The organism is Nonomuraea sp. NPDC049400 (assembly GCF_044466425.1).
In the GTDB taxonomy this organism is placed as follows: Bacteria; Actinomycetota; Actinomycetes; order Streptosporangiales; family Streptosporangiaceae; genus Nonomuraea.
In genome coordinates this window covers 1-26,001 of record NZ_JBITMP010000054.1, presented here as the reverse complement: position 1 = coordinate 26,001, position 26,001 = coordinate 1, and the positions used below count along the sequence as shown (strand labels likewise).

Sequence of the window (26,001 nt, the reverse complement as noted above, 5' to 3'; positions counted from 1 at the left end):
GAAGCCGCAATCAGGCGCATCGTCGTTCCAGGAGGCGACGGTAGAGCTTGACATGGGCGTCCACCATGGAAGTCACATCGAGGTGCTTGACGGCCCAAGCACGCGCCACGGCGCCGAAGTGAGCGGCGAGCTCCGGATCGCGCAGGAGACTGGCGATGCCCTGGCCAAGAGCCACGTGATCCCCTGGAGCCACGAGCACGCCCCGGTCTTCGAGGAGCTCCGGCGTCCCGCCGACGGCCGTGGCGACGATGGGCCGGCCCTGGGCCATCGCCTCCATGACGGCATTGCTCAGCGCTTCCGAGGTCGACGGGAGGACGACGATGTCGGCGCGGGCCAGCCACGCTCTGGGGTCCTTGATGGGTCCCAAAAACCGCACGTCGATGTCCAGGCTGCTCGCGTGTTCCTTGAGCCTGCCCTCTTCTGGGCCATCGCCGACGAGCACCAGCGTGCAAGGCGTACCTTGCTCGGAGAGCAGGGCGGCGGCGTCGAGCAGGAAACCGTGCCCCTTCTCCGGGCGCATGCGGGCCAGGCACACCACCACGGGCAGGTCGGTGTCGATGACCTCCGGTTCGACGGAATCGAACGCCGATTCCGACATTCCATTATAAATGACGCTGATCTTGTGCGACGGAATACCAAATGCGGTCCTGGCGTCGTCGGCCACGGCGACCGCATTGCCGACCACCTGATCGGTGATCGGCGTCAACGCGCCTCCGAGCATAAGCCGCCAATGTGGCGAACGTCCGACACGTCCGATGTCACTCATCACACGAAAACCGGCGATCATGACTGGAACCCTGGCCAGCAGCGCGGCAGGCGCCCCGAGCAGGTTGCTCGCCATCAGGAATGCGTGCAGCACGTCAGGACGGAGCCTGCGCAACAGCGAAACCATGCGGGCGAAGGCCCGTAGATTCTTGAGCACCGCAGCCGGACCTGTCGGCCGCCGCGAGAAGCCGAGATGGTGAATGCCTATCCCGGCTGCGCGCAGGGTCGGCTCGTGAACGCCGCCCTCGAACAGGATGAGCATGTCAACGACAAAGCCCCTGCTGTGCAGTTCCCTCGCCAGGAGTGACACCTGCGTCTCGGTGCCGCCGAAACCCATCTGGCCGATCAGGAGCGCGATACGCTGAAGACCGGATTCCTTTTCTGCCTGCACTGCGGGACCTTTCGTTGAATCTCTCGATCGGTTCGGGAGAAAGGCAACAGGGTCGCGGGCACCGCCGCCGGCTCGAACCGGCTCCTGCCGCGTACGGCGTCATCGGCGAGCACGCCGTGGGCCGGGTTGCGCGCTTCCCGAGCAGCGTGGCCAATTCGACTGTCCCGCTTCATGCGGCGCCTTGACGACGGGCGCGGCCCACTTCCGCGAAGTTACCCAGCGAATCGGTCAGTTCCGCTCACGCCGTCGCGGCGAGTGGTGAAATGTTTTCCCGCTCCCTACCTGGACGTGATCGTCGGGCAGTCGGCACTTATCAAAAAGAGTTCACAAGGCGGGGTAATCAGCGGGCCATGCCGGTCTGCGGAAATCGCTATGGAACAGCCCTCGGCGCTAGCGTCGTCGTTGCCGTGTTACTTGTACCAGAAGGCCGCCCTCATGGAATATGTCATCGTCGCCGCCGCAGCTGTGACGCTCGTTCTGCTGGTCAAAGCGAACCTGGACGTGGTGACGGCGAGGCGGGTGCTGCCGGCTCTGCTCGCCGCCTTCGCGGTGCGGCTCATCGTCCATACCCTGGTGCTTCGTGCGGGCCTCATCGAGTACGGCGGTGACAACCTGGCCTACGAGGCCAAGGCCATGCAGATCGCGAACCACTGGCGGTTCGAGGGTGTCTCGTTCGTCACGTCCGACGAAATTGCTTCGCTTCGTTCCGTCGCCGTGCCCTGCAATGTCTTCGCCCTGATCATTTATCTGTGTGGCGGGCCCGCGCCGTTGGCCTGCACAGCCGTCGTGGCACTCCTCGCTTGCGCCCTCTGCGTCGTCATCTACAGGTTCGCCAGGCTGATGGGAGCCGACGAGCGTGCGGCGTTTCGGCTCATGCTTCTGACTGCCTTCATGCCCGCGTTCCTCGTGCACACCTCGGACATGTACAAGGACGGGTTCAACGCCTTCCTCGTGGTTTCCTGCGTCGGCATCGCCGCGTCCCTCGCCAAGGGTTTCAGGATGAGCAGGCTTCTGCTGGCGGCACCGTTCTTGTGGTGCCTGTGGTACGTGCGTCCCTACATGGTCTTCATGTGTGCCATACCGTTGCTCTTCGGAGTGATGATCTCCCGGTCGAACGTGTCCACGCGCAAGCTGTTCACCCTCAGCGCGCTGCTGGCCGTGGCCATGCTGTTCAGCAGCGGCGTCCTCGACGACACGCCCCTCGACCAGATGCAGCAGCAACTGGACAACGGCCAGTCGGAGGTCGTCCGCCGAGCCAACGCCGACGGAGGGTCTGGAGTCACTTTCGACGACGGCGGTTCCTCCTGGAGCGCGCTCGGGACGAAACTGGTCTATACGGTCCTGTCGCCGTTCCTGTGGACGCAGGGCAGCCTCGCGCTGCAGCTGAGCAAGATCGACATGGTCATCTGGTACTTTCTGCTCTTCTACGCGGCACGCGGTGTCTCCCGGCTCTGGCACCGTAGCCGCAGGACACTTCTGGTCCTCCTGCTCTTCATCGTGCCCGGCACGATCGCCTACGCCACGACCATGGCCAACATCGGGCTGATCTTCCGCCAACGCATCCCTATCGTCCTCGTCACCAGTGTGCTGTCCGCGGTGGCGTGGAGCCGGATCCCTGGGGAGCGGTCCCAGGCCCTTGCCTCCGAGGCCGAGGATCCTGCCGCACCTGCAAGGATTCCCCTCAGCCGATCCAGCAGATGACCGGTCCTCCCTGCATCGCCTCGCCGAACGTCTGGCTTCGCGTCGCCAGGATCATGATGCCGCTCACCGGTGCGCTCCCGAGACGTCGGCACCGGCCAGGATGTGATCGGCGGCCTGCTCCATGGTCATGACGGTCAGCTCTCCTGTTTCACGACGCAGGGAAATGGCACGCAGGATCTGCTCGAAGGCGTCGAACATCCGGGGATCCCCGCCCAGGTTGAACGGATGGAACCACAGGTGGTAGATCTCCCCCGGCGGACGGCCCGGTCCAGACCGCGACGGGCCTGCCTGATCCTGGACGAGTGTGGGATGAGTCTCCGAGGCTCGTTGCTGCCGATGAGGAACTGCGACGCGGGCAGGTTCACCAGGCCGTCACCCGCGAGCAGCGTGCGTGGAGCGTAGGTCGGAGGGGTGACCCCCATCGCGCGGTCCAAGAAATGTAGAGCGCCGAGCCGATTTCCCTACCAGTTCTGCTCGACGCCACGGTAGGCGATTATCCCGAAATCGGAGAGCGTGTCGAGATATGCCACCTGGTTACGTGGGTAAACAATGGACCGCATGGAAATGCCGAAAGCAATCGGCGGCTCTTCGTCAAGTGTCCGGGACAGTGCCGGCAAGTCTTCGGCACTCGTGCCCTACGCGAGCTCCGCATCAAGAGAGATCATGCATATTCCAGGCATGCGGCGCGAATAGCCAGCCACGATGACCCGGCCAGATAATCCATGGTCTGATTCGCCCGCGATTTTGGTTAAGGTATTTTCATGCCACCGCGCAACTTGGCGGTCAACGGCCGGAGCAACAACCGCAGGTCAGCCGATCCTGGGATCAGCTCTCTCGCCGGCAGCCCGGTCGACTTGATGAAGCGGGACGATTGCAGTGCGGCCATGAGGATGTAGGTGGCGGTCGATGCGAGGGCGGCGCCCACCGCGCCCCATTGCGGAATCATCACCAGGTTGAGCAGGACGTTGGCGATCAGGGCGGTGATCGAGACGACGGTCATCGTCGTTGGCCGGTCGAGCCGTACGAGATGCTGCTCCAGTGGCCGGACCATCATCAGCGCGATCATTCCGGGTGCGAGCGCCATCAACGGCGCGACACTGCCGGCGAACGACTCGCCGTACACCAGAGGCACCAGCCATGGGGAGACGCAGACAAGGCCGACGACGAGGGCAGCCGAGACCAGGAGATTGAGCCGGAGTGCCCTGGCGGTGATGTGCTTGGCGTCGTTCACCTCACTGGCTGCCTGCTCGGGAAGAACCACCTGGTTGATCGTTTCGCCGGGGATGCGAGCGAGCGCGATGACGGTGACGGCGACGGTGTAGATGCCGACTGTCGCTGGGGAGTCCATGGCGTTGAGCAGCACGACATCGACGGTGGTGACCATGAGATACATGGCCACCCAGCCGACATGGTATCTACTGGAGAGGCTGAGCTGGCGCCGTACGAGATCGCCTGCACAGCGAAGCGAGATCGGCCGCAATATGCGCACGGCGAGAACGAACGGCAGCGCGGTCGACGCCGCCCAGCAGATGACCACATTCGTGAGGGTCACGTGACCGACGGCGGCGAGAGCCGCGACAGGCAGACACAGCACGAGCGCGCAGCAGAGATAATTCCGATTGAGCCGGTCCATCTGGGATTGCAGCATGAGGATGCCGTTGAGGTTGATGGCGGCGGCGCCGAACGGTACGGCGAAAAGAGCCAGCGCCCACAGCCAGCGCTCGCCCGGCCAGCCGACCACCGGCACCAGCAGGATGGCTCCCAGCGCGGAGACGGAGCCGGCGGCCAGTCCCAGGACCGCGCCGTTGGTCGTCAGAGATCGATGCCGGGACCGGTCGGACCACAAGGCGATCTGGGACTTCTCCAGCGAGAGATGTCCCACGACGATGGCGGCGCCGGCCACCGTGGTGATCACCGCGAAGATGCCTCTTCCCTCTGGCTGGAGGATGCGCGCGATCAGCAGACCGGTGACCAGGCTGCAACACAGCTGGACCGCACGCGTCACGAGCGTGCGGAAGACCACGCCCGCGACCGACTTCGTGGCCGCTATCTGGCGCATCGTTGTTCCAGCAGGCGACGGTGGAGCGCGACGTGTTCCGCGGCCCACAGGTTCTTGATCAATACGGCTCCGTTCAGCGACCGCCGCGAGAAGCCGTGATGATGGACGCCGATCCCGGCGGCGCGCAGGCCCGGCTGGGGGTCTCGCTGCGCAGTTCCCGTGCCAGAAGTGACTCTTTTCTTCGCGGCATTGCAGGACCTTTCGTTGATCTTCTTGATCGGTCGCATCATGGGCAGGGTCGCGTGGCTCCCTGCGCGCCGGCGCGGCCCCGGACGCCTCCTCACGCCGCACGTCGTTCAACGCGCATCGGGTCGGGCCGCGACATCGGCCACGATTCCGGCTATGCCGCACACGATGTCCCCGTACTACGGATGAGCGACATAGCGAGATCACTCAGAGGAATAGGCCATTACCCAGAGTAAGTGGCATGTGAGCCTTCGACGTGGAACGGTCGGGGTGTGTCGCCTCCGTCCGGCGCGGGGAGCCGGTAAGCGGCGTAATCACCGGCGCGGTACTGCAGTTCGGCGAACTCCTCCAGCCGGGAACCCGGCGGCAGGCGGCGTTCGTCCACGAGGAGCCACCGCACGCCGTACTGATCCCGCAGCCGCTGGACCGTGGCCGGCGACGGCGACAAGAAGACCGCGTCATTCGCCTTGAGCCGTTCCTGATCCCAGAAAGGCTGGTGCTCCTTCAGCTGCCCCGGCTTCCAGTTGTCCGCATTCTTCGCCGTGAACGCCCACCCTTCCACGAGCATGCGCCGTTCGGCCAGCGCGGACAGCCAGAACTGGCGACTGTCACATGGGGTCTCGAAGCCCCAGCGGCAGTGCACGTTCGTAGCGACCAGATCGTCCGTGGCCGAATGCCCGCGCACCCATCGCGCGGCTTCGAGCACGCCCTGCGGGAGCGCCGATACCGGAGGTGCCGGGTCCCGCGACAGCGCGCCATCACGTGACAGGACGGAGAGGACACGTACGTGATGGGCGGCGAGCAGTCCGATGACAGCCATCGCCGAGATCATGAGAGCCCACCCGCGCAACCCCGATCTCGCGACCACCAGGACAGTGGCTGCGAGGCAGACGATGGCCGCCAGCGCGACGTACGGCAGATAGAGGACCGTATCCGAGCGGCCAGGGTCGAGCGGCGCTCGGACGCCGCACAGGACGGGAATCGCGTAGGCGATGCCCAAGCCCGCCCCTGTCGCGCACAGGGTCATGCGGAGCGGCACGCGTGCCCGCCGCAGAATGACGAGAGCCCCGAACACCGCGATGATCGCAAGGCAGGGATAGGACCCCCACAGGAAGAAGACCTGGCTCCTGCCCGGGTGATCGAACATGACCATGGAGCCGAGACCCGCGGCGGCTACGCCGAGCATGAGCACCACGTCGGAACGAACCAGCAGCTTTGGCCGGCTCAACAGACCGAGCACCGGGCTCCAGGTGACGGCCCACGCCACCAGATACACCGCCGCGATGCCGAGCAAGGACGTCATCGGGGGCTGGACTTCCACTGATGAGCCGGTCAGGTCCTGCCAAATGGTCCCCATGAAGGAGAAGGGCGAGATGAGCAGCCCCTGCCGTCCCCCGCCGTAGAGCACGAACTGGGCGAAGAGCAGGCACGCCCCGACCATCACGAGCGCGGCGAGCGCCGGCGCCAGCGACCGGCGCCGCCTCCACGCCGCGACCGCCACCAGTCCCACGGCGAGCATGGGCAGGTATGTGGCCTTGGCGCCCATCACCGCCATGAGGAAGACCCCCAAGAGGAGCCATAGCGCGAGGTCGTTCCTCCGTCGCCCGAGCAGGTCGATCGCAATCAGGACAACCGGCACGAAGAGCAGAGCACCGAAGGTGAACGTGGGACTTTCCCAGGCGGCATCGTGAATGCCACCCCAGGTGAACGTCGCGACCGAACCGAGGTACAAGCGAGGCGGACCCACACAGAGGGTGGCCACCACAGCGAGCACGGGGCCCTTCCACGACTTCATCACCCGCCGCGCGAGCATCGCGACCAGGACGACGAACGCGGCCAGCATGGGCAGCACACCCAGGCGGAGCAGCAGCACCAGCGGTTCCACCCCGCTGATCCAGCTGGCGGCGGCCCAGTGGGCGTAAACGAACCAGTGATAGAGAAGCGGCTCGCCGGCAACTATGACGCTCGTGGGCGGCATGTGATGTTTCAGCTCACCGATCAGACCGAGGTGAAATGTCGCGTCATCGGAATACTTGGCCAATGCCGGCCAGGTGAGCGGTCCGGTGCCGAAGTGGCTGTAAGCGCTCTTGGCCACCAGATAACAGACGATCAGCGCGAGCGCCCATGACCACCAGACGGGTGTGGCCGGCCGGGTCCCGGGCTTCCAGTGCGCACGGAGCCTGGGGACGAGGAGGAAGGCGACGAGCGTGGCGACCGGCCACGCAAGGACGAGCAATGGGAAGCCGACCGCCCTGGCCGGAATGTAGACCGCCAATTCCACGGCGAATCCGAGCGCCAGGCCGAGCGCCATCTCTTCCGCCAAAGTACGCGTGCCACCATATAGAGCACGGATCAGCAGCACGCCCGGAAGCACAAGACAAAGCACAAGATAGGCGCCATAGGAAGCCAACTCCGGGACGGAGACGCCATATCGATACACCACGGCTGTGCTGAAACCGAGCGTGAGCACTCCCGGCAGCCAGGCGAACGCGCGTCGCGGCCACCCGGAGCGAACAGAATGCCGCCTCGCCTCGACGGGCAGGATCGGTGGAGTGTTTCTCGGTGATCCGGGCGCATAACCTCGTTGCGATGTGGCCATGGACGAAGTCTGGCCGTGCCGGCGATCAACGTGCGTCCGCGCACCCGGCGCTGTGCAGAGTCCTTGCCATTCTCTAACAAGATCGTGAGCGAGTAAGCAGGCCCAGCGGGTCGCTTCGGTGACACCGGGGCATCCGGCCAGGCGTAGCTCTTGCCACTCCTTTATGCGGGAAGAATGCCCGGGCCAACACGAATCCGCGCGGTCCGGCCGTTTCGGGTTCGCAGGTTTAGGCCGCAAGAAGTGACGGCAAAAACATTGGATCGTGCGGCTACCCACAATGTTCCCCGGCGGGCCGCGTTGTCAGACTCTTGCCCATCTATCTGGCAACGGCCGCGGATGGGGACCGGAGGGTTCGTGCGACACAACCAGGAGAGTGCCAGTCGCTGGATGCGGCGGCTGCTGCGGACGGCGCTCGTCGGTTTCGGCGGCGGCGCGGTGTCGTTGATCAGCTTGCTGGGCCCCGACTCGTCGCCGGCGCCGCCCGCGCCGCCGCCGGCGACGGCGACGGCGACGACGCCCGCGGACCATCCAACCGCCGCAGAGCAGCCGTACAACCAGCTCTCCGAGACGGCTTTCCCGAACCTGCCGGGCAGGAAACCACGGGACGACACCGCCGCGTTCCGCAAGCGGATCAGAGCCGCGACCGCGCAGGCTGCGAAAAGTGCGAAAAAGCGGGCCGAGTGCCCGCCGGACTCCGTCATCTGCATCGAGAACAGCCTGCCCGGCAACCCGCCGAGCCAATGGGACCTGGTCACTCAGAACGGCATCCCCGGCTACCCCACGCGGATCAGCGTGAACAAGGGCGAGACCATCGGGTTCAAGGTGAACACCGGTGCCACGGACTACCGTATCGAGATTTTCCGGCTCGGCTACTACAGCGGCATGGGCGCCCGGCTCATGGCGACCGTCCAACCCTCCGTGCCGCTTCCCCAGACACAGCCCCCGTGCCTGGAGGACACGACGACCGGTCTGGTCGACTGCGGTAACTGGGCCGTGTCGGCGTCGTGGACGGTGCCGGGCACTGCCGTCTCAGGCGTCTACATCGCCAACCTGCTCAGAGAGGACGGCGTCCCCCACGAGAGCCAAATGCTCTTCGTTGTACGTGACGATGCCAGGGACTCCGAGCTCCTGCTCCAGACCTCCGACTCCACCTGGCACGCGTACAACATGTTCGGCGGCAACAGCCTCTATATCGGTTCGCCGGCGAACCGGGCGTACAAGGTGAGCTACAACCGCCCCTTCGACACCCTCCACAGGTTCTTCAACGACGAGTACCCCATGGTGCGCTGGATCGAGGCCAACGGCTACGACGTCAGCTACACCACCAACGTGGATACGGCCTCCAGGGGTCCAGAACTGCTGGATCACGAGGCCTTCATGTCGTCGGGCCACGACGAGTACTGGTCCAACGACATGCGGGACAACGTCCAGGCCGCCAGCAACGGCGGGACCCACCTCGCCTTCTTCTCCGGGAACGAAGTCTTCTGGAAGACCCGCTGGGAGCCGAGCATCGACGGCACCAGCACCCCCTTCCGCACGCTCACCTGCTACAAGGAGACGCTGGCGAACGCCAAGATCGACCCCTCCCCGCAGTGGACGGGGACCTGGCGTGACCCGCGTTTCTCCCCACCATCGGACGGCGGCAGGCCGGAGAACGGGCTCACCGGGACGTTGTTCCGCATCAACGGCCGGGTGAGACACTCCATCACTGTGCCCGCGGAGTTCGCCGCCATGCGACTGTGGCGCAACACGTCGGTGGCCAACCTCCAGCCTGGGCAGGAGGCCGTCTTCCCGGCGGGCACGCTCGGCTACGAATGGGACGAGGCCCCCGACGACCAGTTCACCCCAGCCGGCCTGGTGAGGCTCTCCAGGACGACCTTGACGGAACCGACGCGTTACCTGCTCGACTTCGGCGGCACGTACGGATCAGGAACCGCCACTCACAGCCTGACGCTCCGCCGGAACTCCGCTGGCACCTATGTGTTCGGGGCCGGGACCATCCAGTGGTCATGGGGTCTCGACGCCGTCCACGACAATCCGGGCACGCCCACCGACATCCGCATGCAGCAGGCGACGGTCAACCTCCTGGCCGACATGGGCATGCAGCCCGCCAGCATCCAGTCGGGTCTGGTGCCCACGACGCCGTCCACCGACACGGCGCCGCCCACTTCGACGATCACCAATCCGGCGAGCAACGGCGTCGTCTCGACGGGGACGGTCGCCCAGATCCAGGGCACCGCGACCGACACGGGAGGCGGCGTCGTGGCCGCGGTCGAGGTCTCCGTGGACGGCGGCAACCAGTGGCGCCAGGCGGTGGGCCGGACCAACTGGCAGTTCGACTGGACGCCGGCCAGCACGGGCCCAGTGACGATCATGGTGAGAGCCGTCGACGACATCGGCAACCTCCAGGGGACGCCCACGCAGCGGACGGTCACAGTCGCCCTGAACTGCCCGCCGTGCACCCTGTGGCCGTCCACAACCGTGCCGGCCGTCACCTCGCAGAACGATCCGAACGCCGTCGAACTCGGCGTGAAGTTCCGGACCACCAGCCCGGGATATATCCGCGGGATCAGGTTCTACAAGGGATCGGGCAACACGGGAACGCACGTCGGCAACCTGTGGACCGCCACGGGCCAGCTGCTGGCCACCGCGACGTTCAGCAACGAGACGGCGTCGGGCTGGCAGCAGGTCAACTTCTCCACGCCCGTCCCCCTCACTCCCGGCACCACGTACGTGGCCTCCTACCACGCCCCGAACGGGCACTTCTCGGTGAACCGGAGCTACTTCACCACGCCGCGCACGAGCGGCCCGCTCACCGCTCCCGCCAGCGGAACGGTCGGCGGCAACGGCGTCTACACCTACAGCGGGACGAGCACATTCCCGACCAGCAGTGTCGGCCAGAGCAACTACTGGGTGGACGTGGACTTCGCGCCGTCGAACAGCCTCTGGGACGACTCGACAATCCCCTCGTTCATCTCCGGCGACACCCAGGCCGTCACGCTCGGCGTCAAGTTCAGGGCGTCCACCAGCGGCATCGTGCAGGGCATCCGCTTCTACAAGGGCACGCAGAACACCGGCACCCACATCGGAAGCCTGTGGGGCACCAACGGCCAGCTCCTCGCCAGCGCCACCTTCACCAACGAGACCGCGTCCGGCTGGCAACAGGTGACGTTCTCCGAACCCGTCGTCATCGCCGCCGGCACCACGTACGTCGCCTCGTATCACACGACAGTCGGCCGGTTCGCCGCCACGTCCAACTACTTCGCGAACAGCTACGCGAACGGCCCGCTCACCGCTCCCGCGAGCGGAACGGTCGGTGGCAACGGCGTCTACACCTACGGGGCCGCGAACACGTTCCCAAGCAGCACCTTCAGCGCCAGAAACTACTGGGTCGACGTGGTCTTCGTGCCGTCGAACAGCCTCTGGGACCTCTCAACGGTGCCGGCCACCCAGTCCTCGGACAACAGGGCGGTCACCCTCGGCGTGAAGTTCCAGGCGACCAAGAGCGGCCTGGTGCGGGGCGTCCGCTTCTACAAGGGCCCGCAGAACACCGGCACCCACACAGGAAGCCTGTGGACCACGGGCGGTCAACTCCTCGCCAGCGCCACCTTCACCAACGAGACCGCATCCGGCTGGCAGCAGGTGGCCTTCTCGACGCCCGTCGCCATCAGCGCCAACACCACCTACATCGCCTCGTACCACACCCCGACGGGATTCTTCTCCGTCAACAGGCCCTTCTTCACCACGCAGTACGTCAGGGACCCCCTCGTCGCGCCGTCGGACGCCGCGTCGGGCGGCAACGGCGTCTATACCTACGGCGCGACGAGCACCTTCCCGACCAGCACATTCAACGCGAGCAACTACTGGGTGGACCTGGTGTTCTCACCCTGACCGAGGCTCGGCGGGAACGCGGCGGACCCCGCGTTCCCGCCGAGCTCGACACACGAAGCGGCCCGGCATGCGCACATGCCGGGCCGCGATCGCGAGAGTGAGCGGTGGGTACGGCTCAGCCGGCCGCCTGCTGCAACGGCCGCCACCACGACTCGTTCTCCCGGTACCAGCGCACCACCTCGGCCAGCCCGGCGTCGAAGCCGACCAGAGGCTCGTAACCGAGGGCACGCAGCTTGCCGCTGTCGACCGAGTAGCGCCGGTCGTGCCCGAGCCTGTCCTCCACGTGGGTGACCATCTCCCAGCCGGCGCCGAACGCGTCCAGCAGCAGCTGGGTGAGCTCCTTGTTGGTGAGCTCGACGCCGCCGCCGATGTTGTACGTCTCGCCGGCCGAGCCCTTGTCCAGCACGAGCTGAATGCCGCGGCAGTGGTCGTCGACGTGCAGCCATTCGCGTACGTTGCCGCCGTCGCCGTACAAGGGCACGGGCAACCCGTCGATCAGGTTGGTGACGAAGAGCGGGATGACCTTCTCGGGGTACTGGTACGGGCCGTAGTTGTTCGTGCAGCGCGTCACGCGGACGTCCAGCCCGTAGGTCTGGTGGTAGGCGCGGCACAGCAGGTCGGAGCTCGCCTTGGCCGCGGAGTAGGGCGAGTTGGGGAGCAATGGCTCCAGCTCGGTCCACGAGCCCGCGTCGATCGATCCGTACACCTCGTCGGTGGAGACCTGGATCACCGTCCGCACGTCCGCCTCGAGCGCGGCCTGCAGCAGCCGCTGGGTGCCGTACACGTTGGTGAGGACGAAGTCGCCGGGACCCGTGATCGACCGGTCGACATGTGTCTCGGCGGCGAAGTTCACAATGACGTCATGGCCCGGCACCAGGCCGGCGAGCAGCCGCGCGTCGGTGATGTCCCCGTGGACGAAGGCGTAGCGCGGGTGCCCGGCCACCGGGTCGAGGTTCGCCGGGTTGCCGGCGTAGGTGAGCTTGTCCAGCACCGTCACGTGGGCGCCCTCGTAGCCGGCGTGGCGGCCGGACAGCAGCGATCGTACGTAGTGGGAGCCGATGAATCCGGCGCCGCCCGTGACCAGGATCCTCATGCGCGCACCTGGATCTTGCTGTGGTCGCCGACCATGAGCTGGTTCATGTTGGGCAGGCCCGTGGCCCGGGTGACCTCGACGTTGCGGCCGATGAGGGAGTTGGTGAGGCCGGAGACTCCGCGGATGGAGGACTCCCCCAGGATGATGCTGTATTCCACTTCGGCCCCTTCCAGCACGCAGCCCTCCCCGACGGAGGTGTAGGGGCCGATGTACGACCCGATGATCTTGGTGTTGGCGCCGAGGACCGCGGGACCGCGGACCACCGAGTTCTCGACCACGGCGCCGGGCTCGATGACGACGCGCCCGGTTATCTCGGAGAGCCCGTCCACGGTCCCCTTGATGTCACGCTCGACGGTCTCCAGGACGATGCGATTGCACTCCAGCATGTCCTGCAGCCGTCCGGTGTCCTTCCAGTAGCCGCTGACCAGGTGCGAGTGCACGCGATGGCCGTTGTCGACGAGCCAGCGGATCGCGTCGGTGATCTCCAGCTCGCCACGCGCCGACGGGCTGATGGCGCGGACCGCGTCGTGGATCGCGGGAGAGAACGTGTAGACGCCGACGATGGCGAGATCGCTGCGCGGGTGCTCCGGCTTCTCCTCCAACCCGATGATCTCCCCGTCGGGGCCGAGTTCCGCGACTCCGTAGAGCTGCGGCTCGGCGACCTTGGTGAGCAGGATCTGGGCGTCGTAGTCGGCCCTTCGGTAGGCGTCCACCAGGTCCGCGATGCCGTTCACCAGGAAGTTGTCCCCGAGGTACATGACGAACGGCTCGTCGGCGAGGAATTCCCTGGCGATCAGCACGCAGTGCGCCAGCCCCAGTGGTTCCTCCTGCGGGAGGTAGGTCACCTCCAGGCCGAACCTGGAACCGTCCCCCACCGCCTCCCGCACCTCCCGGGCGGTGTCACCGACGATGATCCCGACCTCGGTGATGCCGGCGTTCCTGATCGCCTCGAGCCCGTAATAGAGCACGGGCTTGTTGGCTATGGGGACCAGCTGCTTCGCCGAGGTGTGGGTGAGCGGGCGTAGCCTCGTGCCCTTGCCGCCCGCCAGAACGAGTGCCTTCATCGCTTCTTGAACCCTTCCGCGAAGAACGCATGGTGGACTGGAACTCTGTCCACTCGAATGTATGGGCCGCGCGAATTGCCGGGGCCGTACGGCACCTTCCCTTTTGCCGAAGGGCTTGCCATATGTTGCCGACTTTAGAGAGTTCGCCCGACCCTCGTCACACCGGCACCGGCGTGCTGGAAACGATCTTCAGGAACTCGTCGTACGAGCGGATGTAGTCGTCGGGGTCGTAATGGTGCGAGGCGAACACCAGGAGCACGGCGTCCGGCGAGTAGCGATACTGGGTACCCCAGATCATGGCCGGCATGTGAACGCCGCGGCTGGGGCGGTCGAGGGTGATCTCGCGCCGGTTGCGTCCGTCGTCGAGGAGGACGCCACACGAGCCGTGCACGCAGATGAGGAACTGCTCGCACCGCTTGTGCGCGTGCTCGCCCCGCACCTCCCTGCTCGGCACGTTGAAGACGAGGAAGTAGCGCGCGGGCGTGAACGGCAGCTCGCGCTCGAACTCCCCGACCGACAACTCGCCGCGCAGGTCCTTCGCCACGCGGAGCTCGTGCATGCTCGCGCTCCCCACACCCAGCCCCACACTGCCGGGCGATCGGGCGCCATCGACGCGCGGCGGAACGCCGGGATCCTCCTTGTCCGCGACGTAGCCCGTGATCCTGGCGGGGTTGCCGACCACGATCGCGTTCGGCGGCACTGACCGCGTCACCACCGCCCCCGCGCCCACCATCGCACCGGTGCCGATCTCGACTCCGGGCAGGATGGTGCTGTTGGCGCCGATGGAGGCGCCGGCCCTGACGACGGTACGGTCGAACGACGCCGGATAGACCTTGCTGCGCGGGAACCGGTCGTTGGTGAACGTGGCATTGGGGCCGATGAAGACGTCGTCCTCGACCGTGATCCCGTCCCAGAGCTGGACACCGCACTTGACGGTCACCCGGTCGCCCAGCACGACGTCGTTCTCGACGAACACCCCGTCGCAGATGTTGCACTCGCGACCGATCCGTGCGCCCGGCAGGACGTGCGCGAACGCCCAGACCCGCGTGCCCGCGCCGACCGTGGCGCTCTCGCACAGGGCACGCGGATGGATGTAGGCGTCGTTCATGACCGCCCGCCGGTAAAGAGGAGGCCGGCGTCGTCGCCGACGCCGCTGCCGGGCGATCCATCGAAAGAGCGCGCGGTGCGCACGAGAGCCAGCGGCCGTCGCTTCGTGTTCTCATAGCTTCGCCAGGCGTAGGACCCGATGAAGCCCACGCCCAGCGTGTTGAGCGCGCCGAAGAACGTGATGACCACGATCGTGGCCGCGTAGCCCGCCGCCTCGATCTGGCCTGCCAGCCGCATGGCGATGACGAAGATCGCCAGGCACCCGGCGATCAGGAAGCCCAGGAGGCCGATGACCGTGAGGATGCGGATGGGCAGGTCAGTGAAGGCGAAGACACTGTCCAGGAGATAATTGATCTTCTTGGTGAACGTCCACGAGCTCTTCCCGTGCGCCCGTTCCCGCCGCCGGTACGGCACTTCGCTGCGCCGGAAGCCGAGCCAGTACACGAGCCCCACCAGCGAAGTGTTGGCCTCCTCCAGGCCGAGCAGCTCATCGCGGATGCGCTGGTTGCAGCCGAAGACGTCGACCCCGCCCGCGGGGATCTCCGGCAGGACGAAACGCCGGTAGAAGCGCCAGAAGAGATTGGCGGACAGCCGCGACATCCCCGGGTCGTCCCGGCTCTCGCGCACACCCACCACGATGTCGGCGACGTCGTTCACGAGCCTGTCGAGAAACGTGATCACCAGGTCGGGCGGCTCCTGGAGGTCCGCCGCCATGACCGCGAAGTAGTCACCCTTGGCGGCTCGCAGACCCGTGCGGATGGCGGCGAAGGAGCCGAAGTTCCTGGCGTGCAGCAGCAGCTGCGATCGGAACGGCGCCTGCGGCAGGGCCGCCCTGAGCAGGTCGAAGCTGTTGTCGGGGCTTGCGTCCACCACGAAGACGAACTCCACCGGCATGCCGTGACGTTCCGCGACGGTCGCGCTGATGCCGGTGAACTCCGCGATCAACTGCGGGACGAACTCCGCGTTGCGGTACACGGGCACGATCACCGAGAGCATGGCCTCACCACGTGTTGATACTCGAGATCACGCGCGTGACCTCGGCGTCGGAGAGTTCGGGATAGCAGGGGAGCGTCACGATCGAGTCCGCCAGCTCGTCCGTCACCGGGAGACCCGGGCGGAGCCCGTGACCGGAGAGCAGGAGCTGGCGGTGGTCGGGAACGGGATAGTGCACGTCGGTCGCCACACCCGCGCCGGCGAGCCGGGCACGGAGCTCCGCACGATCGTCGCAGACGACCGTATAGAGATGGGCGACGAACTCCTCGCCGTGGACGGGCGGGCACTGGACCCGCGGGTGGGCGATCTCCTGCGAGTAGCGGGTCGCGATGTCCCGGCGCCGCCGGTTCCAGCCGCCCAGGAAGGGCAACTTGGCGCGCAGCACGGCCGCTTGCAGCTCGTCCAGGCGGCTGTTGCGGCCCCCGCCCCGGCCGACGCGGTACTTCGACTCCCATCCGTACTGCCGCAGCCGCCTCAACCGGGTGGCCACGCCCGCGTCGCCGGTGACCACGGCGCCGCCGTCGCCCAGCGCGCCGAGGTTCTTCGTCGGGTAGAAGCTGAACGCCGCGGCCACGCCGAAGCCACCCGCCCGCCGCCCGCCCCGGACGGCGCCGTGGGCCTGCGCGCAGTCCTCGAGCACCGGCACGCCGGCCCGGGCCGCGATCGCCAGGACAGCCGCCATGTCGTGCAGGAGGCCGAACAGGTGGGTGACCACGATCGCGTCCAGGCGCTCGCCGGCCACGACCCGCTCGAGCTGGGCCAGATCCATCAGCTTCGTGTCCCTGTGGACGTCCACGAACACGGGCCGGGCACCCAGGGCCAGCAGGGCGGTGGTCGTGTAGAAGCCCGCGTTCGCCACCGTGGCGACCCGGCTGCCCGCGCCGACGCCGAGCGCGCGAAGCCCGAGCTCGATGGCGTCGGTCCCGTTCGCGACACCCACGCAGTGGGCCGTGCCGCAGTAGTCGGCGAAGTCCCGTTCGAAGGACTCCCCCTCCTCCCCCAGCACGTACCATCCGCTCTTGAGTACGCGCTCCACGGCAGCCTGTACGGCGCCCTGCGTCGAGCGTGCGTGCCGGACGAGATCATTGATCAGGACGCGGTCCGCCGCCTCACCTGGCCCCGCGCCGAGGCCCTCCGTGGAGGGGGGCGGCGAATTTCCGTCAACAGGATGCATCGTCGGGCCTTTCCTGCGTGCGGCGGTCGAGGCTGCCCAGACAGCCGAACCCCATCTAACGCCGCTCCCGGTGGCACGAGCCGCGTCCGGCGCGCACCGGCGGCCACTCCTTGCCGAGCCATTACCAGCGGCTTGCTGAGCATGCAGGCCGCGAAACGGCCGACACCAAGAAAGCGGAAATAGCGCGAAATAGCATGAGATGCGGCCGGAGAACTATCCACCAGGCGAAATTCTACTTTCGCTACTGGCCTGCGGGGAACTGTCGAAGTAAAGTCATTTAACTGCACCCTAATAGGGGTCCGCATGTCATCGTCAAGCACTCAAAAAGGACGAATGGCGATATCGGTCTTTATATATAGGCCGCTCGAAGAGTCAGCGCCGGACGTTCCGTGAGTACCACCAAGAAGTTGAGTCCTATGCACAATCCTCGGCCCATCCATGGGGCAACCAGCCAGTCCGCCGGCACCATCCGCAAGACCACGCCCGACGGGAAGTCACCTCACCGTCGCCGGTTCCGCTCCCTCCTCGCAGTGCTGCTCGCGACCGTCCTGGCGACCGGAACAGTCGTCGTGACACCACTCGCCACGCGCGCCGCCACGGGTCCGGTGAATCTCGGCGACGCCGAGCCCTTCGCGGTGCTGGCGGGATCGGCGGTGACGAACTCGGGTCAGACCGCGATCACCGGTGATCTGGGCGTGAGCCCGGGCACCACGGTGTCGGGGTTCCCGCCCGGCACGGTGAGCGGCACCATCCACACGAACGACTCCACGGCGATCGCCGCCAAGGCCGACGCGCTGATCGCCTACAACGACCTCGCCGGCCGTCCGGTCGACAGCACCATCCCCCCCGCGCTCGGCGGCACGACCAGGACCCCCGGCGTGTACACGTCCACCAACGGGACCTTCAGCATCAGCGGGACACTGACGCTCGACGCCGAGGCCGACCCGGACGCGGTCTTCGTTTTCCGGGCGTCCTCCCTCGCGGCGGCCAACGTCAGCAACATCAACCTGGTCGGCGGCGCCCAGGAGAAGAACGTATTCTGGCAGATCAGCGGCACGGTGAGCCTGGGCACGTTCTGCACCTTCCGCGGGAACGCGCTCGCGTCGGGCTCGGCCTCGGTCGACTCCGGGGCGGCGGTGTTCGGCCGGGTCTTCTCGCTCAACAACGCGGTCACGCTCCAGGGCACGGGCGGCATCCCGGCCACGCGGGTCAGCCTGCCGGATCGCCCGCCCACCACCACGGCCCTGTCCTCGTCGCGCAACCCCTCCACCACCGACGACACCGTCACCTTCTCCGCGACGGTCGACGGCGGCTCCGAACCGGTGACTCCTCAGGGCGACGTGGTCTTCAAGGACGGCTCGACCGTCATCGGCCAGGACCGTTTCGACGGCGAGACTCCCGCCGCGGTGACTGTCCCGGACTTCACCGCGGGACAGCACCACATCACCGCCGTCTTCCTGGGCGGCATCACCTTCAACGGCGAAGAGGCGATCAATTTCGCGCCGAGCACGTCGAACGTCGTCGTCCAGAACGTGACGACCTCGCTCTGGAGCGATTCCACGACACCTGCCAACCAGTCGACGGACAACCGCGCCGTCACCCTCGGCGTCAAGTTCAGGTCGGATGAGAGCGGGCTCCTCCACGGCATCCGCTTCTACAAGGGCCCGCAGAACACCGGCACCCACACCGGGAGCCTGTGGACCGCCGGCGGGCAGCTCCTGGCCAGCGTGACCTTCACTGGCGAAACCGCAACCGGCTGGCAGCAGGCCTACTTCTCCACGCCGGTCGCCATCAACGCCAACACCACCTACATCGCCTCGTACCACACCCCGACGGGATTGTGGTCCTACAACCGGCCGTACTTCACGACCGCGTTCACCAACCCTCCGCTCACCGCGCTTCAGAGCGGCTCGCAAGGCGGTAACGGCGTCTACACCTACGGCGCGACGAATTCCTTCCCCACGAGCACGTTCAACGCGAGCAACTACTGGGTCGACGTGATGTTCACGCCTGGGGACAGCCTGTGGAGCGACTCCGCGACCCCGTCCGGCCAGTCGTCGGACGACAGGGCCGTCACCCTCGGCGTGAAATTCAGATCCAAGTCGAGCGGGCTCGTCCAGGGCATCGAATTCCACAAGGGCCCGGACAACACCGGCACCCATGTCGGAAGTCTCTGGACCACCGGCGGGCAGCTCCTGGCCAGCGTGACCTTCACCGGCGAAACCGCAACCGGCTGGCAGCAGGCCTACTTCTCCACGCCGGTCGCCATCAACGCCAACACCACCTACATCGCCTCGTACCACACGACAGCCGGATTCTGGTCCTACACCCGGCCCTACTTCACGTCGGAACGCACCCGTGGTCCCCTCACCGCCCTTGAAGACGGCTTCCAAGGCGGCAACGGCGTCTACACCTACGGCGCGACGAATTCCTTCCCCACCAGCACCCACAACGCCAGCAACTACTGGGTCGACCTCATTTTCGTCTCGCCCTGATGATCGCCGATGGGGTCACCGCTAGTTCTTCGGAGGGGGGACGGCGGTGAACCCATCGCAGTACGTGGTCCCCCAGGCCGGCCCCGGTGGCGGTGGTGGAGCGGTCAGAATGCACTTCGTCTGAGCGAGACCGCCGACCGAGGTCGTCACTGTGATCAGCAGGCTGCTGAGGGGCTGGGCGAGCTCGGTCAGCGAGACGCCGACCACGCCCTCGGGATACCCCGGCACCGACGCGAGACTGTGCCATGCCCCCGGCAGGGGCGTGCGCGGGTCCAGGATCCAGACGATGCCATCCGAGACGTACGCGGTGAAGTTCGTGTCGAACGGCGGGAACGTCAGGGAGACGAGCGTCGAGTCGACCGCGCTGCTCGACCCCGGCAGGCCCTGCGGCCCTCTGGGCCCTTCCGGTCCTGCCGCGCCTTGTGGTCCTGCCGGTCCTGCCGGTCCCGCCGGTCCTGCCCGTCCTGGGAGGCCTTTCGCGCCTGCGGGGCCCTGTGGACCTGCGGGACCTCGCTCCCCATCGAATCCCCGCGGACCGGTGTCGCCTTCCGGGCCCCTGGGTCCGCGCGGTCCCATCGGCCCTATCGGCCCTATCGGCCCCCGCAGTCCTCGCGGTCCGCGGAACACCCGCACGCATGAACCATGCCGGCACACGCGGCAGCGTCTCCCGTGACACCGCCAGGGAGCCGCGAGGTGCCCCTGTTTCATCTGCAGGCCGGAAACGGCCGCCGGCACCGTCCCGGCGACCGAGCCGGCCCGCGCGGCTCCCGCGTCCACCACGCCCCATGTCTCACAGGCCAGAATCAATGCGATGGCCGACATACTGCGGCGAGAAATCACGATGGCCCCCTTTCTAACGTGCCCGAAATACCCCGACACCAAATGGGCGACGCCTGATATGGACTACGTTGCCGGCAAACAGCGGCCATCCTTCGACAAAGGCGTCCGACCTGTCCGCATATAAGATTACTTACCGCCGATCAAGCACTTGTTGCGTTATGACCGGCGACTCGCTCGGCGCGAAGAAGACCCAGGCCTCGAAGACCGCGGTCCCGCCGTTCACATAAACCGCGTGGATTTCGTGCACGCCCCTGGTGAGTTCGGATGTAGTGAACCGCGCGACACCAGTCGTGTCGGCGTAGGCCTCGCCGATGATGGTGGTGCCCTCCATGAAGAGCACCGTCCCCGTGGGGCGGTGCCCCTGCACGTTTCCGCTGACCGTCGCGGTGAACGTGACGGGCTCCCCGTTGCGTGACGGATTGGGGGAAGAGGTCAGGGACGTCGAGGTAGGCGGGTTGTCCGGCAAGGTGACCCGGGTGGCGGGCAAGATGTCGGTGCCTTCGAATCGGAGTTCATCGTTGAGCGCCATGGTGCGGCCGTAGACCGCCGTGCCGTACGACACCCTGATCGAGTTCCACACCAGGAGGTTGCCGCGGAAGGTGGAGTACTTGCCAAGGCTCGCGTCGTCGCCCACCTGCCAGAAGACGTTCTTCGCCTGGGCGCCGTTCACCAGGTCGATGTTGCTCACCCTCGCCGTGGTCAGCAGGGATTCGGCCTGGAAGATGAAGACGGCGTCCGGCTCGCCGCGGGCGTCGAGCGTGAGGGTGCCGTTGATGCGGAAGGTGCCGTCCGTGCTCTCGTAGACGCCGGGCAACAGGGTACGGCCACCGAGCTCAGGCGGGATGACGCTGTTGGCGGGACGTTCTTCCGCCTCCCGGTAGGCGGCGACCGCGTCCTCCTTCATCTCGGTGGCCTCGCTGTCGCCTAGGTAGATCTCTCCCTGCACCTCCCCGGGCGGGAAGCCGATCAACTCGGTGCCCGGGCTCACGGCGAGATCGCCGATGATCGTGGTGAGATCCCTGTTGGTGATCTCTTCCCCGGCCATCGCCGCGCAGTCGTCAGCCTGTCCGAGTTCGACGGGGGGCTCCTGGCGCACGCGCGTGTCTGGGACCGCTGCGCCGAGCGTGCTCATCAGGAGGGCGCCGACGGCTGTTGCGGCCAGCCAGGACGAAGGCAGGGTCCTCATCATGCGCGCAAGTCTGGCGACCGGCCACGTCCAAACTTGCCCGGACATCGGTACGGGGCAATCTCCTTGCCACAGTTTGGGCATGCCACGACCTGGCGTCACCGCTGAACCGGCCCGCCGACCTGATAGACGCCGAAGTCGCCGGAGCGGTACCGCGGGCCCGCGAAGATCCCGAGGGCGGAGCCGGGCGCCAGCCGGCGTTCGTCCACGAGCAGCCATCGCACTCCGTAGCGGTCGCGCAGCCGCTGGACCACGTCCGCCGAGGGCTGCTCGAAGACCGCGTCGTTCGCCCGGATGCGCTCTCGATCCCAGAACGGGCGGCTGGTCACCGCCTCGCCAGGGCGCCAGCCGTTGGTGTTGCGTGCCGCGTAGGCCCATCCTTCGACCAGCACGCGCCGTTCCGTCAGTGCCGCCGTCCAGTAGGCACGGCTGTCGCACGGGTTCTCGTGGCCCAGACGGCAGTGCGTGTTGGTGGCCACGATGTCGTCGGGGGCCGAGTGGCCGCGCAGCCACCGGCTCGCTGCGAGGAGACCTGGAGGAACGTCCTGCGTCACGGCTTCGCCGTACGGATCCGGTGGCGTACGTGCGAGCCACGCGGCAGGCGTCCCTGCCCCTGTGACCAGGCAGATCGTCAACGCGAGCGTACGGCGCCCGCGCCGGCGGAGTGCGACCAGCACGACCACGCCGACGAGTGCGAGGTACGGCAGGTAGAGGGCCAGCCCATTCTGGCCCGGCCGCAGCGGGTTCCTGACGTCGAACAGCACCCGGATGGCCATCGCGATCAGCACGCCGGCGCCGCCCGCGACGGCGATGGCCCGGACTGTCAGACCCGCCTCCCGTACGGCGCGAGCCGCTCCCGCCACCGCCGCCATCGCGAGATAGGGACAGGCGGCCTGCAGGAAGTACCCCTGGGAGAGACCCGGGTGCCCAAGCAGCAGAAACGCCGCGAACCCGGCCAGACTCATGCCGAGGACGAGCACAATGGGGGTCCGCAGCAACTCCCGCGACCGCACGACCAGCCCCAGCACGCCGCACCACGTGATCGCCCCGCAGAGCACGCAGAGCCCGCCGACTCCGAGCGCCGCGCCCCAGGGCACCTCCGCCGACGCTCCCACGCCGGTCAGGTTCCGCCAGGTCACGCGCGTGATCGACAACGGGTCGAGCACGAGCCCCTGCCCCGCACGGCCGTACAGCAGCACATGCGAGACGGCCAGGCACGCCACGGTCAGCCCCAGTACGGCGAGCGCACGCCGTGGCAGCCTGCGCCACCGGACCGCCTCCACCGCCACGACCGCCACCATCCCCGCGGCCAGCACGGGCAGATACGTCGCCTTCGCCCCCATCACCGCCGACATCATGACCACCAGGAGCACCCAGCGCCCCCGCGCCGGTCCCGATCCCTGAAGAAGGTCGATGACCAGAAGCACGACCGGGGCGAACAGCAGAGCGCAGAAGACCTGGCTCGGGCTCGACCACGACGGCATGGACGCCCAGCTGAACACGCCGGCGACGCTGCCCGTGTACAGGCTGGGCGCCGCGACGAACAGCGTGCTCGCCACGGCGGCCAGCCCACCGGCCCACGACCCTGTGACCCGGCGGCCGACCACCCCCAGCAGCACGGCGAGCACGGCCAGCATGGGCAGGACGGCGAGGCGGAAGAGCAGCACCAGCGGCTCCACCCCCGTCACCCAGCTCGCCGCCGCCACATGCGCGTGGAGGAACCAGTGGTACGCCAGGGGTTCGCCGGCGACGCCTGGCACAGTGGGCGGCACGTGGTGCTTCACCTCCCCGACCAGGGCCAGGTGATAGGGCATGTCGACATGGGACGACGCCATCGCCGGCCAGGTGAGGGCATGGGCGTCGAAGAACCCGGCGGCTGTCCAGAGGACCAGGCAGATCACGGTCAGCGTGAGGGACCACGGCCACCAGCGCGGCGGGCGGGCGGTGCGTGGCCTGCCTCTCCAGTGGCCGCGCAGCCCCGGCACCGCGAGGAACAGCGCGTACGTGCTGATCGGCCAGGCCATGACCAGCAGGGGCACGCCGATCGCCCGGGCGGGGATATAGGTGAGCACCTCCAGTGCGTAGCCGAGCGCCACGCCCATGGCGAGTTCCTCGGAAAAGGTGCGCCCACGGTGGTAGAGCGCGCGGATCCACAGCAGGCCGGGCAGCGCCAGCCCCACCACCACGTAAAGGGCGAACCGCGCCAGGTCCGAGAGCGCGACGCCATAGCGGCCGCACACCCCTCCCACGCACACGACCAGGACGGCTGCCGGCGCCCATCGCAGCCATGGAGTGGCGCGCCTGTCCTTGACCGGCGATCCGCCGCCAGGCGCGAGGGACGTTTCCGAACGCGGCAAGAGCTCGACTTCGCTCATGCGCGCAAGCCTGGCGACGCCTGAACTCGCGGACAGCGCGAACGCCTGGAAAGCCGCGATGTCCTTGCCACCGCTTGGCAGCCGTTTTCCCTCTCGGCCATGGGGACACGCCGCCACACATTCGCGTGGCCAGGCGATCACGCAACGTAACATGAAGCAACTGTGAGGATGTGGCCGCTGTCGGGCGCGGTCATCCTATTTCGCCTATCGAACGGTCAGCTGCATGACTCTTCCGAAACAAGCGCCTCACGGCATCGATCCGGACATTCCCTGGAGTTCCGCGTTGCGCGGCGGAAGCGTGCTCGAATCCTGCAGTGGGGCTGTGCGTTCCACCGAAGTCCCTGCGAAACCGGGGCAATCGTGACGTTGTTCGGTTTCCTCTTCCGCTTCGGCGTCATCCAGCACGCGCCCGATGTCGAGCGCAAGCTTCTCCCGCTCGCCACGGCACTCGCGGCCGCCCCCGTCGTGGGGCCCTGCCTGGCCCGTCTGGTGCCCATGGTCATTCACCGATACCTGAACCTGCGCGACCCCGGGCACGCCGGCGCCTGCACCGCTGGACGACCGATCGGCGGCTGCGGAGCTTCTGTCGAACGGCATAGAGGGCTTTACGTGATCCGCGGCGTCAAATAGTCGGCCGCATTCCATCTCCAAGTGACGGGAGTCCAAATATGGGAGAGAAGCTAGTGGTCATCGGCCAGGGGTACGTTGGCCTGCCCCTGGCAATGCGAGCGGTTGAGGCGGGATTCGACGTCGTCGGCATCGACGTGGACCCGTGGCGGGTGAAGCGCCTGAACGCCGCCGAGTCCTACGTCGAGGACATCGGTGACGAGCAGCTGGCCGAGGCCCTGCGTTCCGGCCGCTACCTGGCCAGCGACGACTACGCGGACGCCGAGGCGTTCGACATCTGCCTGATCACCGTGCCGACGCCGCTCTGCGATGGGGCTCCCGACCTGCGCCACATCGCGTCGGCCGGCCGTTGCATAGCACCTCTGATACAGCCGGGCGCCACCGTGATCCTGGAGTCCACCACCTATCCCGGCACCACTCAGGAATACCTCCTGCCACTGCTGGAGGAAGGCTCTGGGCTACGCGCCCCCCAGGACTTCCACCTGGGCTACAGCCCCGAACGCATCGATCCGGGCAACGGCCGTTGGCAGCTGGAGAACACACCCAAGGTCGTCTCGGGCATCGACGAGCTCTCGCTGAAACGGGTACAGGACTTCTACCAGCGACTCGTGCAACGGGTCATCCCAGTGTCCACGCCTCAAGCGGCGGAGCTGTGCAAGCTGCTGGAGAACACCTTCAGGCACGTCAACATCGCCCTCGTCAACGAGCTGTCGATCTTCGCCCACCAGCTTGGCATCGACGTCTGGGAAGCCATAGACGCCGCCGCCACCAAGCCCTTCGGTTATATGCGCTTCACACCTGGCCCCGGCGTCGGCGGACACTGTCTGCCCATCGACCCCTCCTACCTGTCATGGGCCGTAAAACGGGGCCTCGGACACAACTTCCGGTTCGTCGAACTGGCCAACGACATCAACAACAGCATGCCCGACCAGGTCGTACGCCGGCTCGCCGTGGCGCTGAACGAGCGCGCCAAGCCCATCAAGGGCAGCCGGCTCCTCCTCCTCGGTCTCGCCTACAAGAAGAACGTCGGAGATTGCCGCGAATCGCCCGCCATGCACATAGCCCGATCGCTCTGCAAGCTGGGCGCCCAGGTCCGCGCCGCCGACCCGCACATCGACGACTACCAGCTCCCGCCGGGCGTCGAAATCGTCGAAGCCACGCGCGAGGAACTGGCCTCCGCCGACGCCGTGGCCATCCTCACCGATCACGACCACTTCGATTACGACCTCGTCGAGCAGATGAGCCCGTTCGTCTTCGACACCCGGAATCGCTGCCGCGGCCCCAACGTCGAGCACCTCTGACAAGCATCGCAGCTGACAAACAAAAAGAGGGCCACCCCGAAGGGTGGCCCTCTTTGCATAAGAATTGTGCGGCGATGACCTACTCTCCCACACCCTCCCGAGTGCAGTACCATCGGCGCTGAGAAGCTTAACTTCCGGGTTCGGAATGTAACCG

The 26,001-nt window shown here is 67.0% G+C and carries 17 protein-coding genes and 1 rRNA gene; 5 read left to right on the top strand and 13 right to left on the bottom strand.

The features are described 5' to 3' along the window. Positions 1 to 10: 10 nt before the first annotated feature. Positions 11 to 1,156 carry a glycosyltransferase gene (locus tag ACIBVN_RS49260; RefSeq protein ID WP_397147864.1) on the bottom strand — a complete coding sequence of 382 codons (1,146 nt, stop codon included), beginning with the start codon at positions 1,154 to 1,156 and terminating at the stop codon, positions 11 to 13. Positions 1,157 to 1,444: 288 nt separating this feature from the next. Between ACIBVN_RS49260 and ACIBVN_RS49255 the strand changes: the two genes are divergently transcribed. Next, positions 1,445 to 2,857, top strand: coding sequence for a hypothetical protein (locus ACIBVN_RS49255; RefSeq protein WP_397147862.1), 1,413 nt, complete (start codon positions 1,445 to 1,447; stop codon positions 2,855 to 2,857). A gap of 63 nt (positions 2,858 to 2,920) precedes the next feature. Here ACIBVN_RS49255 and ACIBVN_RS49250 read toward each other — a convergent pair whose 3' ends face one another. From ACIBVN_RS49250 to ACIBVN_RS49240, 3 genes are all read right to left on the bottom strand, one after another. After that, a complete protein-coding gene (locus ACIBVN_RS49250; RefSeq protein WP_397147860.1) occupies positions 2,921 to 3,055 on the bottom strand; it encodes a hypothetical protein in 135 nt (44 codons plus the stop codon). 550 nt (positions 3,056 to 3,605) lie between these two features. Further along, positions 3,606 to 5,207: a lipopolysaccharide biosynthesis protein gene (locus ACIBVN_RS49245; RefSeq protein ID WP_397147941.1), complete on the bottom strand. Its 1,602-nt coding sequence runs from the start codon at positions 5,205 to 5,207 to the stop codon at positions 3,606 to 3,608. A gap of 118 nt (positions 5,208 to 5,325) precedes the next feature. After that, a complete protein-coding gene (locus tag ACIBVN_RS49240; RefSeq protein WP_397147858.1) occupies positions 5,326 to 7,572 on the bottom strand; it encodes a hypothetical protein in 2,247 nt (748 codons plus the stop codon). Between the two features lie 483 nt (positions 7,573 to 8,055). Between ACIBVN_RS49240 and ACIBVN_RS49235 the strand changes: the two genes are divergently transcribed. Next, on the top strand, positions 8,056 to 11,592 hold the full coding sequence (locus ACIBVN_RS49235; protein ID WP_397147856.1) for a DUF4082 domain-containing protein: 3,537 nt from the start codon (positions 8,056 to 8,058) through the stop codon (positions 11,590 to 11,592). A 115-nt stretch (positions 11,593 to 11,707) separates the two neighbouring features. Here the strand turns inward: ACIBVN_RS49235 and rfbB are convergent, their stop codons facing one another. From rfbB to ACIBVN_RS49210, 5 genes are all read right to left on the bottom strand, one after another. Beyond that, complete coding sequence (rfbB, locus tag ACIBVN_RS49230; RefSeq protein WP_397147854.1) at positions 11,708 to 12,685, bottom strand: dTDP-glucose 4,6-dehydratase; 978 nt, start codon at positions 12,683 to 12,685, stop codon at positions 11,708 to 11,710. Further along, positions 12,682 to 13,749: a glucose-1-phosphate thymidylyltransferase gene (locus ACIBVN_RS49225; protein WP_397147852.1), complete on the bottom strand. Its 1,068-nt coding sequence runs from the start codon at positions 13,747 to 13,749 to the stop codon at positions 12,682 to 12,684. Before ACIBVN_RS49225 ends, rfbB begins: the two co-directional genes overlap by 4 nt. 157 nt (positions 13,750 to 13,906) lie before the next feature. Beyond that, on the bottom strand, positions 13,907 to 14,857 hold the full coding sequence (locus ACIBVN_RS49220) for a WxcM-like domain-containing protein (RefSeq protein WP_397147850.1): 951 nt from the start codon (positions 14,855 to 14,857) through the stop codon (positions 13,907 to 13,909). Beyond that, entirely contained in the window at positions 14,854 to 15,852 is a 999-nt protein-coding gene (locus ACIBVN_RS49215) for a glycosyltransferase family 2 protein (RefSeq protein WP_397147848.1), read from the bottom strand. The genes ACIBVN_RS49220 and ACIBVN_RS49215 overlap by 4 nt, the downstream gene beginning before the upstream one ends. 4 nt (positions 15,853 to 15,856) lie before the next feature. After that, complete coding sequence (locus ACIBVN_RS49210; protein WP_397147846.1) at positions 15,857 to 17,023, bottom strand: DegT/DnrJ/EryC1/StrS family aminotransferase; 1,167 nt, start codon at positions 17,021 to 17,023, stop codon at positions 15,857 to 15,859. A gap of 416 nt (positions 17,024 to 17,439) precedes the next feature. Between ACIBVN_RS49210 and ACIBVN_RS49205 the strand changes: the two genes are divergently transcribed. Further along, positions 17,440 to 19,518 carry a DUF4082 domain-containing protein gene (locus ACIBVN_RS49205; protein ID WP_397147844.1) on the top strand — a complete coding sequence of 693 codons (2,079 nt, stop codon included), beginning with the start codon at positions 17,440 to 17,442 and terminating at the stop codon, positions 19,516 to 19,518. A gap of 21 nt (positions 19,519 to 19,539) precedes the next feature. On the opposite strand, the gene ACIBVN_RS49200 is transcribed toward ACIBVN_RS49205, so the two are convergent. The 3 genes from ACIBVN_RS49200 to ACIBVN_RS49190 all read right to left on the bottom strand — a co-directional run bounded on the left by ACIBVN_RS49200 (position 19,540) and on the right by ACIBVN_RS49190 (position 23,919). Then, positions 19,540 to 19,746 carry a hypothetical protein gene (locus ACIBVN_RS49200; protein WP_397147842.1) on the bottom strand — a complete coding sequence of 69 codons (207 nt, stop codon included), beginning with the start codon at positions 19,744 to 19,746 and terminating at the stop codon, positions 19,540 to 19,542. A 742-nt stretch (positions 19,747 to 20,488) separates the two neighbouring features. Beyond that, complete coding sequence (locus ACIBVN_RS49195; RefSeq protein WP_397147840.1) at positions 20,489 to 21,547, bottom strand: ice-binding family protein; 1,059 nt, start codon at positions 21,545 to 21,547, stop codon at positions 20,489 to 20,491. Positions 21,548 to 21,642: 95 nt separating this feature from the next. Then, a complete protein-coding gene (locus ACIBVN_RS49190; protein ID WP_397147838.1) occupies positions 21,643 to 23,919 on the bottom strand; it encodes a hypothetical protein in 2,277 nt (758 codons plus the stop codon). Positions 23,920 to 24,279: 360 nt separating this feature from the next. Here ACIBVN_RS49190 and ACIBVN_RS49185 point away from each other — a divergent pair, with 360 nt between their 5' ends. Together ACIBVN_RS49185 and ACIBVN_RS49180 are read left to right on the top strand one after the other, a co-directional pair. After that, on the top strand, positions 24,280 to 24,549 hold the full coding sequence (locus tag ACIBVN_RS49185) for a hypothetical protein (protein WP_397147836.1): 270 nt from the start codon (positions 24,280 to 24,282) through the stop codon (positions 24,547 to 24,549). Positions 24,550 to 24,587: 38 nt separating this feature from the next. After that, on the top strand, positions 24,588 to 25,847 hold the full coding sequence (locus ACIBVN_RS49180) for a nucleotide sugar dehydrogenase (RefSeq protein WP_397147834.1): 1,260 nt from the start codon (positions 24,588 to 24,590) through the stop codon (positions 25,845 to 25,847). A 66-nt stretch (positions 25,848 to 25,913) separates the two neighbouring features. Here ACIBVN_RS49180 and rrf read toward each other — a convergent pair. Then, positions 25,914 to 26,001, bottom strand: a 5S ribosomal RNA gene (gene rrf, locus ACIBVN_RS49175); the annotation flags it as partial.